This is a genomic window from Roseovarius sp. (genome assembly GCF_030373445.1).
Taxonomy (GTDB): Bacteria; Pseudomonadota; Alphaproteobacteria; order Rhodobacterales; family Rhodobacteraceae; genus Roseovarius.
The window spans coordinates 261,889-277,903 of the sequence record NZ_JAUCYU010000002.1 but is presented as its reverse complement, the minus strand read 5'-3'; the positions used below and the strand labels follow the sequence as shown (position 1 = coordinate 277,903).

Genomic DNA, 16,015 nt, shown 5'->3' with positions numbered 1-16,015 from the left:
TCAACAGAGGAGAAGACAATGCTGAACAAACTCAAGACATCTGCCGCCATCGTGGCGGTCGCCCTGATGGCGGCCGGTGCGCAGGCCCAGGACCGGACGGAAGTGCGCATCGCGTATGACACCATTCCGCCGACGATCGACCCCCACATGTCGACGGCCTATTCGACGATGGACTTCGCCGCCCAGATCTTCGAGCCGCTGGTGACGCTCAATGCGGATTACGAGCCGGAGCTCGTGCTGGCCGAGTCGATCGAGGTCAGCGAAGACGGCAAGACCTACACGATCACGCTGCGCGAGGGGATCACATTTCACAACGGCGAGCCGCTGACGGCCGACGATGCCGTGGCCTCGATGAACCGCTGGAAGGAGAAATCCATCCTCGCACGCGGCACGCTGTCGGACGCAACGTTCGAAAAGGTCGACGACCTGACGCTCGAACTCAAGCTGGCCGAGGCCGCTCCGCTGACCCTGTCGGTCATCGGCAACCCGATGCAATTCGCCGGGATCATGCCGCAGGAAATCATCGAGAACGCCCCGGCCCAGGGCGTGACCGAATACGTGGGCACCGGGCCTTACGAGGTGGCCAACTGGGACACCGACCAGGAGATGCACCTTGCCAAGTTCGAGGATTACAGCTCCGTCGACACGGAGCCGAACGGGCTTGCCGGATCGAAGAACCCGGGCGTCGATGACGTCTACATGGAAATCGTGACGGACGATTCGACCCGCGTGTCGGGCCTGCGGTCGGGCCAGTACGACATTGCCCTGCGCCTGCCGCATGACAATGCCGACCAGCTGCTCAACTCGGACGACCTGAAGATCTACGCCGAGGATTATGCCTTCCTCGGCATGTTCTTCAACAAGAAGAGCGGGCCGTTCACCGACATCAAGCTGCGCCAGGCCGTCGCCGCGGCGCTCGACATGAACGAGATCCTCTACGGCGCCCTGGGCAACGAGAAGTTCTATTCGCTCGAGCATTCGCTCGCCTCGCCGAACCAGGTACTCTGGTACAACGACGCCGGTGCGGAATACTACAACCAGGACGATGCCGAGAAGGCCCGCAAGCTGATCGAGGAATCCTCCTATGACGGCGAAGAGCTGACCTTCCTCGTGACGCGCGCCTATCCGCTGCACTTCTACGCGGCCGTCATCGTGCAGCAGCAGCTTCAGGAAGTCGGGTTGAACGTGAAGCTGGCCGAGTACGACTGGGCCACCCTTCTCGAACACCGCTCGGACCCGGAAGCCTGGGACATGTTCGCCTCGGAGTTCACGTTCGAGCCGACGCCGATCAACGCCATCTTCCTGCATTCGCGCAACGAGTATGCCGGCTGGACGGACAGCCCCGAAGTCGACCGCCTGATCGAGGAGATCCGGGTGACCGAGGATCAGGACAAGGCGCTAGAGCTGTTCACGGAGATGCAGGCCGAGTTGATGGAGTACACGACCTACATCCGCTACGGTAACTACAAGCCGCTGCACGGTCTTTCGGCAGAGATCGAAGGGTTCACCGTCTCCAACAACATCATCCTGTCGAACCTGTCGGTCGCCGAGTAGGCGGAAGAGAGACGGCGCGGGGCGGTTCCGCCGGGATCGCCCCGCCCCCGCAAGCAACCGTGAAGGAAAGCCTCATGTCGCAAGCCGCCACAGGTGAAGTCAGCCCGCAAGCCACTGCGGAACCGCTGTTGCGTGCCACCGACATCCGGCAGCACTTCCCGGTTCGGCGGGGCTTTTTCAAGCCCAACGCCTACGTGAAGGCCGTGAACGGGGTGTCGTTCGACCTCATGGAAGGCGAAACATTCGGACTCGTCGGGGAGTCCGGCTGCGGGAAAAGCACCCTGGGGCGTACGCTGTTGCGGCTGATCGAGCCGACGGATGGCGCGTGCTATTACCGCAACAAGAATATTTTCGAGACGTCTCAGGCCGAGTTCGGCAAGTATCGCCGGGAACTCCAGATGGTGTTCCAGGATCCCTATTCGTCGCTCAATCCGAAGATGCGCGTGGGGTCGATCCTCGAGGAGGCGATGGCCATCCACGGCATCGGCAGCCGCCGGGAACGCACCGACCGCGTGATCGACCTGCTGGAAACCGTCGGCCTGTCGAGCGAGCACTACTTCCGCTTCCCGCACGAGTTTTCCGGTGGCCAGCGGCAAAGGATCAACCTTGCCCGGGCCCTCTCGCTCACCCCCAAGGTGGTGGTCTGCGACGAGACGGTCTCGGCGCTCGACGTGTCGATCCAGGCGCAGGTCCTGAACCTGATGAAACGCATCCGGAAGGAATTCAACCTCTCCTACCTGTTCATTTCGCACGACCTGGGCGTGGTGAAGTACATCTCGGACAGGATCGGTGTGATGTATCTCGGCAACCTCGTGGAGGTCGCCACCGCCGAAGAGCTGTTCGAGGCGCCGAAGCACCCCTACACGCAGGCGCTGATCTCGGCGCTGCCCAAGACCAACCCGCGGGTCGAGAAGCAGCGGATCAAGCTGACGGGCGAAGTGCCCTCGCCGCTCGACCCGCCGAGCGGGTGCTGCTTTCATACACGCTGCCCGCACGCGATGGACATTTGCCGCAAGGTCGTGCCGGAACCGCGCACGATTTCCGGCACGCACAAGACGGCCTGCCATCTCTACGAAGAGAGCGTGTGACCATGTTCCACCATGCCGCCACTCCGCTCGCGCTGAAGGACAGGTCCGGCTCCCGGCACACGCGCCTGCATTCCGTGGCGTGGGACAAGGCGGCGCATGTGGTCCTCTACCTCGGCAACGAAGCTGGGCCGACCGGGCTTTGGTGTTGCGACCCGAAGACCGGACAGCGCACGGCGCTGACCGGACCGGAGCTCAATGTCGCCCGGTTCTGGCTGGTGGAGGATCCGATCGTCAGGGCGGTCCTCGCCTGCGACCCGGTTTTGACGGAGCGGGAGCAGCTCTTTCTCCTGGAGCACGATGGCACGCTGCGCCCCTTGGCAGAGGCCGACGATACCTATCATTATTTCGGCGGTGGGCTGTTCGACGGGATGGGGTTCTATGTCGCGAACACCGCGTCGCAGACCCGCCATCGCATCATGCAGGCCGACACGTCGACCGGCGGGAGCCGCGAGCTTTTTGCCACCGATGCGGTGCTGACACCAGTGCTGCACCTGTCCCCCGGTCGCCTCCTGCTGCTCGAAGAGCAGACGAATATCGACCGGCGCCTTGCCATTTTCGACGAGGCTTCCCTGGCGCTGACCACCCTCGCCGAGGGGGCCGGCCGGATCGGGCAGGTTGGCCGCGCCGCCGATGATACGGTCATATTTACAGGTGATCTCGGCGGGGAGAGGATCGGCCTCCATACGCTGAACCTGGATACCGGACTGGTGCGGACCGTTCTGGAAAGGCCCGGCCAGGATGTTCAGGCCTTCTGCTTGCACCCTGAAACAGGCCGCATTGCCGTGACCCTGACGAGGGATTGTGCGGCGGACCTCGTCACCATCACCATGGACGCCGCCGATGACGTGAAAATCGTCACGCAGTTTCCGGTTCACGTTCATTCGATGTGCTTCGTCGGAGAAGGTGATCTGCTGACCGTGACCTCCGGGCCCTTCACCCCGCCAGAGGCCCATGTCGTTGCGCTGGATAAACCGCCTGAAACGCCACCTGCCTGCAACGCGGCGTCGGGGGTGCGCACCGAAAGGGTCGACCGCTTCCCCTCCTTCGATGGCCGGGAAATCGAATTTGTCGTCATGGGCGGTGAAGAATCCGGCCAGGCGATGATCTACCTCCACGGGGGGCCGGAAAGCCTGTTCGAGCGGTCGCATTCCGCGATCCTCGAAGCCCTGGTCGAGAGTGGCGTGATGGTCATTGCCCCGAACATCCGCGGTAGCGAGGGTTACGGGCGGGATTTCATCGGGCTCGATGACGGGGTGAAGCGGCTCGACGCCCTGGCCGACGTGATCGCCCTGCGGGAGCATGTCCGGGCAAACTACGCGCCGGCCGCCAAAGGGATCGGCATCATGGGCCACAGCTACGGCGGCTTCATGACGCTGATGGCCATAGCGCATCACCCCGACCTCTGGTCCTGCGCGGTGGATATCGCGGGCATGTCCCATCTCGGCAATTTCCTGGACACGGCGCCCGCCTGGCGGCGCAGGCTTCGCGCGATGGAATACGGCGACCCAGCCACCCATGCCGAGTTCTTCGATCGCATCGCGCCGCTGAACCGGGCCGGCGATATCCGGACCCCGCTGCTCGTCCTGCATGGCGATCGCGACACGCGCGTGCCCGTCTCCGAAAGCGCGGCGATGGCGCGGGCCGTGAACGCCGCGGGCAAGTGCTGCAAACTCCAGTGGATCGCGGGCGAAGGCCATTTCCTGACCAGGCGCACATCGACCGAGGTCGCGGCCCGCGCCATTGTCGACTTCGTCGGCGGCCATTTCCCGGCGAGCGGCGCAACCCGCGAACATCACGCGCACACCCACTCCGGAACGGAGGCCCCATGATCACTTACATCGTCAAGCGAGTCCTGTCCCTCATCCCTGTCCTCGGGGTCGTGGCCGTGGTGGTCTTCGCCCTCGTGCACCTGTCGCCAGGCGACCCGGCCAGTGTCATCCTCGGGCCCGACGCCTCGGCTGCAGATGTCGATCGCTTGCGCGAGGAGCTGGGCCTGAACCAACCGATTCCACAGCAGTTCTTCCTGTGGCTGGGCAACGCCCTGACCGGTGACCTGGGCAGTTCCCTCTATAACGGCACGCCGGTCACCGAGGTCTTTCTGGATTACTTCCGCCCTACCCTCTCCCTTGCGATCTTCGCCCAGATCATCGGCATAGCCGTCGCGCTGCCGATGGGCGTTTTCGCCGCGCTCCACCGCGGCAAGGCGGTCGACGGCGCGCTGATGAGCTTTGCCCTTGTCGGCATATCGGTTCCCAGTTTCCTGATGGGTCTGCTTCTGATCCTGTTCTTTGCCGTGTTCCTCAACTGGCTTCCGGTGGCGGGCTACGCGCCCCTGTCGGAAGGCCTGCTCACCCACCTGGAATTTTTGCTGCTGCCAGCCATCTCGCTCGGGTTCATCCAGGCGGCGCTCATCACCCGGATCACCCGGTCGGCAATGCTCGAGGTGATGAACAACGCCTATGTGAAGACCGCCCGCGCCAAGGGCCTGCCACGCGCCGCCATCGTCATCAAGCATACGCTTCGCAACGCCTTCATCCCCATCCTCGAGATCATCGGCCAGACCTTCACGACGCTGATCGCCGGCGCCGTCGTCGTGGAGTTCGTCTTCAACATCCCCGGCCTTGGGCAACTCATCGTCAACTCCGTCGAGCGGCGCGATTTCCCGGTGATCCAGGGCACGGTGCTGCTCGTGGCCTTCGGCTACGTGCTGATAAACCTCATCATCGACCTGATCTACGGGATCGTTGACCCCCGAGTGAGGCTTGACCAATGACCGACACCACCCAGACGCCCAAAGAGCTCAAGGCCGCCGAGAACCGGCTGAAGCGTGAGCAGCGCAGCCTGATGATCAGGCGTTTCATGGCGAACAGGCTGGCGGTCTGCGGTCTTGGCCTGACCGTCGTGATATGCTTGATCGCTTTCCTGGGCCCCTTGATAACCCAGCATGAACCGCTCAAGGTCAACCCGATCGACCGGCTGAAGCCGCCGTCGCGGGAACACTGGATGGGCACCGACAATTTCGGGCGGGACATCTATGTCAGGGTTCTCTACGGCACGCGGGCCTCGCTTCTGATCGGGTTCAGCGTGGCATTGCTGTCATCGGTGATTGGCGTGACGATCGGCCTCTACTCGGCCTATTTCAAGCCGCTCGACCATCTCCTGATGCGCATCACCGACGGCCTCATGGCCTTCCCCGCGATCCTTCTGGCGATCTCCGTCATCGCCGTGTTCGGGCCCACGACGCAAAACGTGATCCTGACGCTGGTGGTCGTCTACACGCCGCTGATCGCGCGCGTGGTGCGGTCGAACGCGCTGGTCGTAAAGGAACAGCCCTATATCGAAGCACTTCACGCGCTCGGTTCGAGCACGACCCGGATCATCTGGCGACACATCTTCCCGAACACCGTCTCGTCGCTGATCGTGCAGGCCAGCTTCGTCTTCGCGGTCTCGATCATTACCGAGGCGATGCTGAGCTTTCTCGGCGTGGGCATCCCGGCGCCGCATCCGAGCCTCGGCAACATCCTCTACGACGGGAAGAACGTGATCACCTCCGCGTGGTGGATGACCGTCTTTCCCGGTGCGATAATCATTGGGATCGTGCTGGGACAGAACATCCTGGGTGACGGCCTGCGAGACTTCCTCGACCCGCACACGAACAAGGCCGTGTCCAAACGCTAACCCGAACGAAAGGGACCCGTCATGTCCGAGTCTCACGTCATCGATGTCCGCAACCTTCGGACGCATTTCCACACCGAGAAGGGCCGTGTCACCGCGGTGGATGACGTGTCGTTCCACGTGGACCGCAACGAGGTTCTCGGCGTCGTCGGTGAATCGGGCTGCGGCAAGAGCGTCACGTCCGAGGCGATCATGCAGCTTCTCAACCCGGATATCACCGACTTCGAGGGAGAGATCATCTTCGACGGCGAGAACCTTCTTGCCCTCGGCGAAGACAAGCTTGCGCGGATCCGCGGCAAGGACATCTCGATGATCTTCCAGGACACCACCAGTTCGCTGAACCCGCTCTACACCGTCGGCGATCAGATCATCGAGGCGCTGCAGGCCCATGGCCGGTACAGCCGCAAGGCGGCGGCCGAAACGGCCCTGAAGGTGGTCACCTCCACCGGCATCCCCTCTCCCGACAAACGGCTGAAAGAATACCCGCACGAATTGTCCGGCGGGATGCGCCAGAGGATCATGATCGCCATGGCGCTGGTGTGCGAACCCAAGCTGCTGATCGCGGACGAGCCCACCACCGCGCTTGACGTCACGACCCAGGCCCAGATCCTGGACCTGATCATCCAGATGAAATCCGATCTCGACATGGGCGTGATCTTCATAACCCACGACATGGGCGTCGTCGCCGAGATATGTGACCGCGTCGCCGTCATGTACCTCGGCCAGGTGATCGAGGACAGCACGGTCGAAAGCCTTTTCGAAGCGCCCCTGCATCCGTATACCAAGGGGCTGATGCAGGCGATGCCTACCATCGAAAGCGATCCCAAGGCCGACCTTCACACCATCAAGGGGAAGGTTCCGTCGCTGACCGATGTTCCGGAAGGATGCCGTTTCGCGGCGCGCTGCCCCTTCAGGACCGGAAAATGCGTGTCCAACGCCCCGACGCTCGAGGTGGCGACCGGTGGGCACAAGGTGCGCTGCTGGCACTGGAAGGCCATCGCCGAGGGCACCGCACCCGAAGCCGGTACCGAGGCCGTGATCGCGTGATAGGGATCACTCCTCGAGAATGCCCAGCCCCTTGAGGCGCGCCACCTGCATCTGGATCTCCATGAACATGGATTCCGATATCCGGCTGATCGGCGCATCATCGGGGGTCAGGAAAACGAGGTCCCACTCGATCCTCGGCACAAGCCTTTTTGATACGACCGATGTCCCGCCGAGAAGCAGTTCGGCGAACGGGTCGACGATGGCAACCCCCACCCCGCGATCCACGAGGGCGCATGCTCCGCGCATGGTGCCCATTTCCACGACGGTCCGGCGGTCCTTGCTTTCCGTTTGTATCACCTCGTCGACGCGCTTGCGCAGGGGGCTGTCCGGCATGAGATCGATGAAATCCTCATCGAGCAGCATCTCCTTCGTGATCTTGTCCTCCTTCGCGAGCGGATGGTCGCGGTGCATGATGCACCGCGCCTCGCACCGCGCGAGCTTTCGGACGCGCGCGCTGTAGGCCCCCGTCTCGAGCGTGATCCCGAGGGCGACGTCGCAATACTTCTTGTCGAGGGTCCGGAGCAGTTCCCGCATACCGACGTCGAGGACACGGATCCCGACGTCGGGGTGTTTTTCATGGAAAGCCCGGATCGCATCGAGCAGGAACGTATCCACGAAAGTGGGCTGAGATGCGAGAACGATGTTGCCCAGCTGGTTCTTGGCGATGGCGGCAGCGTCCTGCGTTGTCTCCTTCAACTGGGAGATCAGGCGCATGACCGATGCGTGATACAGGTGGGCCTCCGGCGTGGGTTTCAGCTGATTTCGCTTTTTCTCGAACAGGGCGAAGCCAAGCTTGCCCTCGAGCGTGTTCAGCAGCCTGGAGATCATGGGTTGGCTGACGCCGATTTCTTCCGACGCCGCCTTCATCGTACCGTATTTCATGTACGCGTCGAACGCTTCCAGTTCCCTGAGTTTCACCTCAACCGCCCTCTTGCATCTTGGTTTCGAGACCGTGTTCTTTGCATCTATTGCCCGCTGGACCCAGGGGAATTGACCGATCGGGCCCCGCTGTCTTCGCCATTGTGACGGATGTCACGTTCTTGACCAAGGTGGCAATTGGCTTGCGCCCTTGCGGCTGCTCACGACGATCGGCGGTGGGCGTCGGGCACACCCGCCCGATCGCACAGGGCACAAGATCCGGGCGTTTTGGACCAAGCCTGCCGACCGGACGTTCAACTGCCTGCATCGGTCGGGCCGATTGATTGAATGCCGGGGGCATGGCTGCGATAGATGGGGGAATCGCATAACAGGGTGCCGGACATGCCCAAGTCAAATCACGACCACGCTGGAAGGCCAGTCATATCCTACTGCTCCGGTCGAGCCGCCTGAGGCGCGCGAACCGGCAGATCACCCCTGCATACCCACGACAGAACCAGACGGAGACGACCATGACGCAAGCCGAGGTCCAGCTGACGGACAACGGACTCTATGCACCGCTCAGCGGCGGTGAAACCTATTTCAACTACCACTGGCTGCGGGATGCCGATCCGACGACGATCGATCCGCAGACGCGGGAGCGGGTCTTCGACGTGACCTCGTTGAAGGCCGCGCCGCGCGCGCGGAGTGCGCGGGTCGCGAATGGCGCACTCGAGATCGACTGGGCGAACGAGGACCATTTGACCCGCCTGCCGCTGGACCGGCTGGAGGCTTTCGTGGCCAATGGGAGACGGCCCGACCCGGCCGACCTGCCCCGGCAGCTTTGGTATGCCGGTCATGACGCTCAGTTCCGGCGGATGTCGCAGGCCGAGGTCGAGGGCACGGACCAAGGCCGGGCGCGGCTGTCGCGCGCGCTGATCGAGGAAGGCGTGGCGCTTGTTACGGGCATGGAGAACAGCGACGACAGCCTGACGCGGCTGGTCAATTGCCTCGGGCCCGTCACACCCACCGGCGAAGGGCATTACTTCGAGGTCCGGCTGGAGATCGAACCGACGAACCTTGCCTTCACGGCCGGGCCGCTTGAGATGCACACGGACCTGCCGGGCGAGGAGATGGCGCCGGGTGTGCAGTTCCTGCATTGCCGGGCCAACACGGTTGAGGGCGGCTACAGCCTGTTCCTCGACGGGGCCGCCGTGGCCGGCGCGCTGCGCGAGGAAGACCCGGAAGCCTTCGCGCTTCTGTCGACGCACAAGATCCCGTTTTTCTACCGTCATGACGATTGGGATTACCGGGCGTGGCAGAAGGTGATCGAGCTGGATGCGCGCGGCAATGTTTCCGGCGTGACTATTTCCCAGCACCTGCAGGAGGATATGGACCTGCCCCAGGAGGTGCTGGATGCCTATTACCCGGCTTTCTGCAAGTTCATCCGGATGATGCAGGACCCGCGTTTCGTGTGCCGGTTCCGCCTGAATGCCGGGGAATGTATCGTTTTCGACAATCACCGGATCGTTCATGGCCGGGAGGGATTCTCGGCCGAGAGCGGAGAGCGTCACCTGCGCGGGTGTTATACCGATCGCGGCGCGACGTGGAGCACCTATCGCACGTTGGCGGTGAACGGGCATGACGGGCAGCCGGTGGCAACCGCGGCGGAATAGCCGGCCGGCAAGAACCGGGGGCCGGCGCGGGTTGGGTTCAGCCCGCGGCGGCCACGGCGGCGGTTTCTTCCAGAAGCTCCGGATACCACTTTTCCAGCGTGGGCAGGAAAGCCTCGCGGATGCGGCCGACCTGTGCCGGGGTGAGATCCTCGCGCCAGACGCCGGCCTGCCCCTTCGCGAAGAAGGCTTGCATCCCGGCGGGGCGTTCGAAGAAGCCATGCGCCTCTTCCTGTTTCTTCATTGCCTCGAAGGTGGTGGCCTTGATCGCCTTGGCGAGCTTGGCGCTGTCGGGTTTCACGCTGAGGAAGTCGAGCAGGCCGCGCATCACCTTGGCCGGCTTGTCGAGCATGTCCTCGTAGCGCACCACGTGGCGCGGCAGGCCCGGCGCGCCCGTCCAGGCTTCGATATGCGTGTCCCAACGCCCGAGGGCATCGCGGATGCCGGTATCGGTGCCCATCATTGTCTCGGGGTTCATCATCCGGTCGATGGCGGTGTCGATATCCGCGCTCTGGTGGCGGGCGAAGGAGGGGGCGAGGTCGAACGGGTTGCGCAGCATGTAGACCGCGCCGGCGGTAACGTCGGGCGGGATCAGGTGGTGGCCCATGTATTGCACCGCCTGGCAGTGGGTCTTGACGAAATGCGTACCGGGCTTGGAGCCGGCGATGAGGCGCAGCGCCTTGTCGCGGACGCGCAGCCATTCGCTGACGCTGTCGGTGGAGAACGGGGCGCCATTGGCGGCGTCGAAGAAATCCTGCCGGATGTCGGCCGTGGTGAAGCGGCGCAGGTTGTTGATGTCGGGCGCCTGCCCCGGCGGCATGAAGTAATGCGCCAGAAGGCTGCGCATCCAGGTGTTGCCGGACTTCGGATAGGAGGCCAGCCAGATGATACGGCGCAGGTTAGTCATCGAGATATCCGTATTTTTTCATGATCTTACGGTGATCTTTCTTCACCCGTTCGACGATCTCGGGCGCAAGCTCTGACTGCCACTGGTTGCTTTGGCCCTTGGAGAAGAACCGGTCGTTCTTAGGCGAGCTTTCGACGAAGCCGCCCTCCTCCTCCTGCTTCGAAAGCTCGTCGAAGCTGGAGAATCGGATGGCCTTCTTCAGGCGCTCGGGATCGTTGGGAATGCCGACGAGGTCGAGCACCTTCGCGAAGCTCACCTCGGGGTCGGCGAGCATGTCCTCGTAGCGCAGGACGCAGACCGGATAGGGGGATTTCGTGGTCCAGCTTTCCACATGCTCGGACCAGCTTCCGAGGAACTGGGTAACGGTCGAGCCGTCGGCCGAGTTGGAATGGTCGGGGCTCGAGATGGCATCTGCGGTTTCCGCGTGGCCGAGACCATAGTGGCGAGCGAAAGAAATCAGCATATCCAAAGGGTTGCGGATGATGTAGATCGCCGAGCGGGTGAACCTCTCAGGGATCAGGGTCACGCCGAAAGCCTCGGCCCGGATGTTGTGGGTCTTGACGAAATTCACGTCGGCCTTGTTCGCGACGATGCCGCCCAACACCTTGTCGCGCAGCTTCAGGGTCAACTGGTAATCGCTGATGTCGATCTGGCGGCCGGCAACCATGTGGTACATCCGCGGAATGGAATCACCCATGCCGAAACGGTGCACCTGGTTGATCGGCACCGGCTTGTCGGCGTTCATCAGGTAGTTGGCCAGGAAAATCCGTGTCCAGGTGTTGCCGGATTTGGGATAGGAGGCCAGCCATATGATGCTCTTGGGCGCGCTCATTCGAGGTATCCGTATTTCTTCATCATCTTCCGGTGCTGCTTACGTATCTTCTTGGCCAGTGCGGGTGCAAGCTCGGTTTGCCATTGGCCGCTGGTGCCGGAAGTGAAGAAGCGCTCGGAGAGATCGGAGGTTTCCTTGAAGCCGCCAGCCTGTTCCTGTTTCGAGACCTCCTCGAAGCTGGAAAAGCGCGCGGCCTTCTCTATCCTGCCCGCGTCGACCGGCAGGCCGGTATCGCGGAGCATGCGCTTGAAACCGGTCACGGGATCCGCCAGAAGGTCCTCGTAGCGCATGACATGAACGGGAAAACGCTTTTCCTGGGTCCAGCTCGTGACATGATCGGACCAGGAGGCACGGTACTCGGTCACCTGCTTGTCGGTGGCCTCGGTCACGTAATCACTCCGCCCCATCAGGTCGACCGTGTCTTCGTGGCTTGTCGCGAAGTGGCGGGAGAATGAGAGGACTACATCGAGTGGATTGCGAATGATGTAGACGGCCGCCCGGGTCAGCTGTGGCGGCATCAGGTCGACGCCGAAGACCTGGGAGTCGACGTTGTGCGTCTTGATGAAATTGACGTTCGCGCCGTTCGACGCGATAGCATTCAGAAGTCGGGGCCGCAGGTCGAGGACCTGGCGCTTGTTGCGTGGGTCGATCGGACCACCTGCAACCTTGCGATACATCGACGTGATGCTGTCGCCAAAACCAAAACGGTCTGCATCGTTGATCGACAGCGGCTTGTCTTCATTCGCGAAATAGTTGGCGAGGAAGATCCGCGTCCAGGTATTGCCGGACTTCGGATATGAGGCCAGCCAGACGATGCTCTTTTTCATGTCACCCCGTCTGTGCGGCCCTGCAAATAATACAGTCAAGGCGTCGTAAAACGACGCAAGGCGGGGGGATTATTCACCCCCCCGCCCGCTAGGACGAACCTTTCAGCTTCTTAGAAGCTCAGGTTGATCGCGGTACCCAGCAGGGTGCCTTCGATTTCGGTGCCCGGAAGCGCAGCCGTGTCGCGGGTTTCGTGAACCAGGTAGATATCCCAGTCAACGCCCGGTCCAAGCGTGCGGCTTGCGCCGATCTTGTAGGCTTCACGATCAACTTTGAACGTGGTCGGCACACCACCTGCAACGAGGTCGGTTTCCGACTGGTACGTCAGAGCTTCGAAGGCCCAGGGACCAGCGGCGTCGTAGGTGACACCAAAGCTCCAGCCTTCGGAGTCGCCGAGGCCAACTGCGGTCGTGACGAGGGTTTCGTCGTTGTCGTTCTCGGCCCAGCTACCACCGATGGTGATGTTGTTGAAGCCGACCTGGAAGCCAACGCCCCAGGTTTCGAAGTCCGACGCGCCAGCTGCAAGGCTCGGCGTTTCACCCGTACCCCAGCGAGCGGCCAGGGTGATGTCGGTCGAACCGAACGAGTTCGAGTAGTTCACACCGATGTCGAAGATATCCGACAGAACGGCGTTCTTGTTGATGCTGTAGCTCGAAGCCGCGTTGACGGCGCCTTGCGGAGCGTACGACACACCAACGGTCAGGCCGTTGAAGTCCGGCGTGTAGTAGGTGATACGCTGAACGTCGTTGTTGCCGCCAACCTCGGTGAAGGACGAGATACCGGCTTGACGGAACGGCAGGGTCACGATGTTAACCGCGGTACCTGCTGCAACGCTGAGCGCAGCGTCGTAACCGGTGAACGGAATGAACGCCGAAGTCGAGGGCGAGTTGATGTACATCGAGGTCACGCTCGGGGCGCCAACCATCGATTTGTAACCAGCCGAGTTTTCAGCACCCAGGTCGAGGCGGCCGAAGGTGTCGCTGCTGATCGACATGTAGGTTTCGTCAACCCGTGCGCCAACGTTTTCACCTTCGAGCTGGATGTTGATGCCGAAGGTCAGGCCGTTGTCGAGGGTCACGTTCGGGGTGAAGATGATCTCAGAGGTCTGGTGCAGGTCAAGGCCATCGCCTTCCCAGTCCTGACCACCAACGCCGAAGACGGCCAGGTTGTCCGAGATGTCACCGAACGCAACGTGCTGGTTCATGTAGCCGCCCCAGTCCAGGTTCCACTCCTGGGCTGCTGCCGGCGCAGCTGCGATGCCGAGTGCGATCGCGCTGGTGCAGAGAAGTTGCTTTTTCAAGGTTGTCCCTCCTAGTAAGCAGGAAAGTTTCAAGTTCCACCGCACCAGTACTTGGAGACGGCTTGAAGATAGAATGGTCCAAATACCCCTCGGGTGTCAACGCGAGCCCCCCCCTTGGCGCGGTTGTTGCCCGCGTTGTGACGTAATAATCACACACATCCGGCGGGCCCGGCACGGAAAGGCCCTTTTTTCCTTATAATATCCCGGTTTCGGCGTTCTTGAGCCGTATTACCCCGGACTTGAAGGTGCCCTTGGGAGAGGGCGCACCGGGCGCCGAAAAGTGGCAATTTCAGGACCGAGTCGAAGCCCTTCGGAATCGGTTTCAGGGGTCGCTTGGCCCCTCCTCGGTCCGCGAGTCTCCCATACTTTCGATGGCGCGGGCCAGGACCTCGGCGCGGGACAGCGCCGCACCGGTGGCCACCAGCATGGGCGGCAGGATGAGCCATTCGAGGGTCCACGAGATGCCCGAGCGTTCCTGTTCGTGGTCCAGCGCCAGGTGCAGTCCGGGCAGTTGCACGGCCGTGTAGCGGGCGAGCGTGACGAGGAGCTCGGCGCTCACCGGGTTGACCTTGTGGGCCATCGCCGAGGAGGAGCCGCCGCCCTTGAGCTTTGCGGCATCGACGCCCTGCTGGGTCATCAGGGCGATGTCGTGGCCCATCTTGCCGAGGCTGCCGGCGACCATCGAGAGCCAGCCGCCAAGCTCTGCCAGCGGGGCGCGGTCGGTGTGCCAGGCCGTCTCGGGATTGCCGAGGTCGAGCGCTTTGGCCATGTGGCCGGCGATGACGTCGCCGTGGCCGTGAAACGTGCCGCGCGTGCCCACCGGGCCGCCCAGTTGCAGGCGAAGGAGGCGGGGGCGGAGCTCGGCGAGGCGGTCGCGGTGCCCGGCCAAAGGTCGGCGCCAGAGGGCGATCCGGTCTGAAACGGCGACGGGAAGCGCCGCCTGCATCCGGGTGCGGGCCATGAGGGGGGCATTGCCGAAACGTGCGTCGAGATCCGCAAGGGCGGCGTCGACCCGGTCTAGCCGGGTTTCAAAGTCATCGAGGATGTCGCGCAGGGCGAGGACGAGCGCAGTATCCATCACGTCCTGCGAAGTGAGGCCCTTGTGCAGCGCCCCGTGCAGCTCGCCGGGGAGGGCCGCGCGAAGCTGGCGGGAGAGCGAGGGGACGGGCATCCCGTCTTCTGCCGCCTCTTGGGCGAGACGGGCCGTGTCGATCTGCGCGGTTTCGATGGCCGAGGCGGCGGCATCGGCGATCTCCGGCGTGACCTGGCCCACGGCGCCGAGGGCGCGGGAATAAGCGGCCTCGACGCGCAGCATGTCCTGCAGGCGGCGGGCCTCTGCAAGGCGCGCGGAGGTCGGCGGGTCGCCTGCGACCGCCTCGAGCCAGCCACCGGGTTCGGCCCCGGTCAAGCCGGCCTCAGGCCGAGGAGAGCGCGGGCCTCGGATGGCGTGGCGACAGGGCGGTCGTACTTGCCGCAGAGCTCGACGGTGCGCTGGACCAGCGCGGCGTTGGAGGGCGCAAGCGTCTCGCGATCGAGGCGGATGTTGTCCTCAAGCCCGGTCCGGGTGTGGCCGCCTGCAGCGATGGCCCATTCGTTCACGACGATCTGGTTCGGCCCGATCCCGGCGGCGCACCATTGCGCGTCGGGCGCACGCGTCTTGACCGTTTCCACATAGAAATCAAACACCTGCCTGTCGGCAGGCATCGCGTTCTTCACGCCCATGACGAACTGGACGTAGAGCGGGCCGTAGAGCTTGCCCTCGCCGTGCAGGCGGATCGCTTGCAGGATGTGGCTGAGATCGAAGGCCTCGATTTCCGGCACGACCTCGTAGGTGCGCATCTCGCCCGCCAGCCAGTCGACGAGATCGGGCGGGTTTTCATAGACGCGGCTGGGGAAGTTGTTCGAGCCCACCGAGAGTGAGGCCATATCGGGTTTCAGCGGCAGCATGCCGCCACGGGCCTGCCCCGCGCCAGAGCGGCCGCCGGTGGAAAGCTGGACGATCATGCCGGGGCAATGTTTCTCGATCCCCTCCTTCAGCAGGGCGAAACGCTCGGGATCGGAGGTGGGTGTGCCGTCGTCGTTGCGAACGTGACAATGGGCAATGGCGGCGCCCGCCTCGAACGCCTCTTGGGTCGACTCGACCTGTTCCTCGACGGTGATCGGCACGGCCGGATTGTCGGATTTCTGCGGCACCGAGCCGGTGATTGCCACGCAGATGATGCACGGGTTGGTCATGGTGGTCTCCCCTCGCCTTTGCGC

General features: G+C 63.2%; 14 protein-coding genes. 7 read left to right on the top strand and 7 right to left on the bottom strand.

Annotated elements, in window-relative coordinates:
- Positions 1–18: 18 nt before the first annotated feature.
- From QUV18_RS04845 to QUV18_RS04820, 6 genes are all read left to right on the top strand, one after another.
- Positions 19–1,554 (top strand): ABC transporter substrate-binding protein, encoded by a 1,536-nt coding sequence (locus QUV18_RS04845; protein WP_300892304.1) that lies wholly within the window; start codon positions 19–21, stop codon positions 1,552–1,554.
- 74 nt (positions 1,555–1,628) lie between these two features.
- Positions 1,629–2,642 (top strand): dipeptide ABC transporter ATP-binding protein, encoded by a 1,014-nt coding sequence (locus tag QUV18_RS04840; RefSeq protein ID WP_300892303.1) that lies wholly within the window; start codon positions 1,629–1,631, stop codon positions 2,640–2,642.
- Positions 2,643–2,644: 2 nt separating this feature from the next.
- Positions 2,645–4,471, top strand: a complete 1,827-nt coding sequence (locus QUV18_RS04835) for an alpha/beta fold hydrolase (protein ID WP_300892302.1) — start codon at positions 2,645–2,647, stop codon at positions 4,469–4,471.
- Positions 4,468–5,415, top strand: coding sequence for an ABC transporter permease (locus QUV18_RS04830; protein WP_300892301.1), 948 nt, complete (start codon positions 4,468–4,470; stop codon positions 5,413–5,415). Before QUV18_RS04835 ends, QUV18_RS04830 begins: the two co-directional genes overlap by 4 nt.
- On the top strand, positions 5,412–6,320 hold the full coding sequence (locus QUV18_RS04825) for an ABC transporter permease (RefSeq protein ID WP_300892300.1): 909 nt from the start codon (positions 5,412–5,414) through the stop codon (positions 6,318–6,320). Before QUV18_RS04830 ends, QUV18_RS04825 begins: the two co-directional genes overlap by 4 nt.
- Before the next feature lie 21 nt (positions 6,321–6,341).
- Positions 6,342–7,364: an ABC transporter ATP-binding protein gene (locus QUV18_RS04820; protein ID WP_300892299.1), complete on the top strand. Its 1,023-nt coding sequence runs from the start codon at positions 6,342–6,344 to the stop codon at positions 7,362–7,364.
- A 6-nt stretch (positions 7,365–7,370) separates the two neighbouring features.
- On the opposite strand, the gene QUV18_RS04815 is transcribed toward QUV18_RS04820, so the two are convergent.
- Positions 7,371–8,282: a LysR family transcriptional regulator gene (locus QUV18_RS04815; protein WP_300892298.1), complete on the bottom strand. Its 912-nt coding sequence runs from the start codon at positions 8,280–8,282 to the stop codon at positions 7,371–7,373.
- A 470-nt stretch (positions 8,283–8,752) separates the two neighbouring features.
- Between QUV18_RS04815 and QUV18_RS04810 the strand changes: the two genes are divergently transcribed.
- A complete protein-coding gene (locus QUV18_RS04810; protein WP_300892297.1) occupies positions 8,753–9,895 on the top strand; it encodes a TauD/TfdA family dioxygenase in 1,143 nt (380 codons plus the stop codon).
- A gap of 37 nt (positions 9,896–9,932) precedes the next feature.
- Here QUV18_RS04810 and QUV18_RS04805 read toward each other — a convergent pair whose 3' ends face one another.
- The 6 genes from QUV18_RS04805 to QUV18_RS04780 form a co-directional block, all read right to left on the bottom strand.
- Positions 9,933–10,799, bottom strand: coding sequence for a sulfotransferase domain-containing protein (locus tag QUV18_RS04805; RefSeq protein ID WP_300892296.1), 867 nt, complete (start codon positions 10,797–10,799; stop codon positions 9,933–9,935).
- Positions 10,792–11,631, bottom strand: coding sequence for a sulfotransferase domain-containing protein (locus QUV18_RS04800; protein WP_300892295.1), 840 nt, complete (start codon positions 11,629–11,631; stop codon positions 10,792–10,794). The genes QUV18_RS04805 and QUV18_RS04800 overlap by 8 nt, the downstream gene beginning before the upstream one ends.
- Positions 11,628–12,458, bottom strand: a complete 831-nt coding sequence (locus tag QUV18_RS04795; protein WP_300892294.1) for a sulfotransferase domain-containing protein — start codon at positions 12,456–12,458, stop codon at positions 11,628–11,630. The genes QUV18_RS04800 and QUV18_RS04795 overlap by 4 nt, the downstream gene beginning before the upstream one ends.
- A gap of 110 nt (positions 12,459–12,568) precedes the next feature.
- Positions 12,569–13,756: a porin gene (locus QUV18_RS04790; protein ID WP_300892293.1), complete on the bottom strand. Its 1,188-nt coding sequence runs from the start codon at positions 13,754–13,756 to the stop codon at positions 12,569–12,571.
- 322 nt (positions 13,757–14,078) lie between these two features.
- A complete protein-coding gene (locus tag QUV18_RS04785) occupies positions 14,079–15,164 on the bottom strand; it encodes a 3-carboxy-cis,cis-muconate cycloisomerase (RefSeq protein WP_300892292.1) in 1,086 nt (361 codons plus the stop codon).
- On the bottom strand, positions 15,161–15,991 hold the full coding sequence (locus QUV18_RS04780) for a 3-keto-5-aminohexanoate cleavage protein (protein ID WP_300892291.1): 831 nt from the start codon (positions 15,989–15,991) through the stop codon (positions 15,161–15,163). The genes QUV18_RS04785 and QUV18_RS04780 overlap by 4 nt, the downstream gene beginning before the upstream one ends.
- Positions 15,992–16,015: the final 24 nt, after the last annotated feature.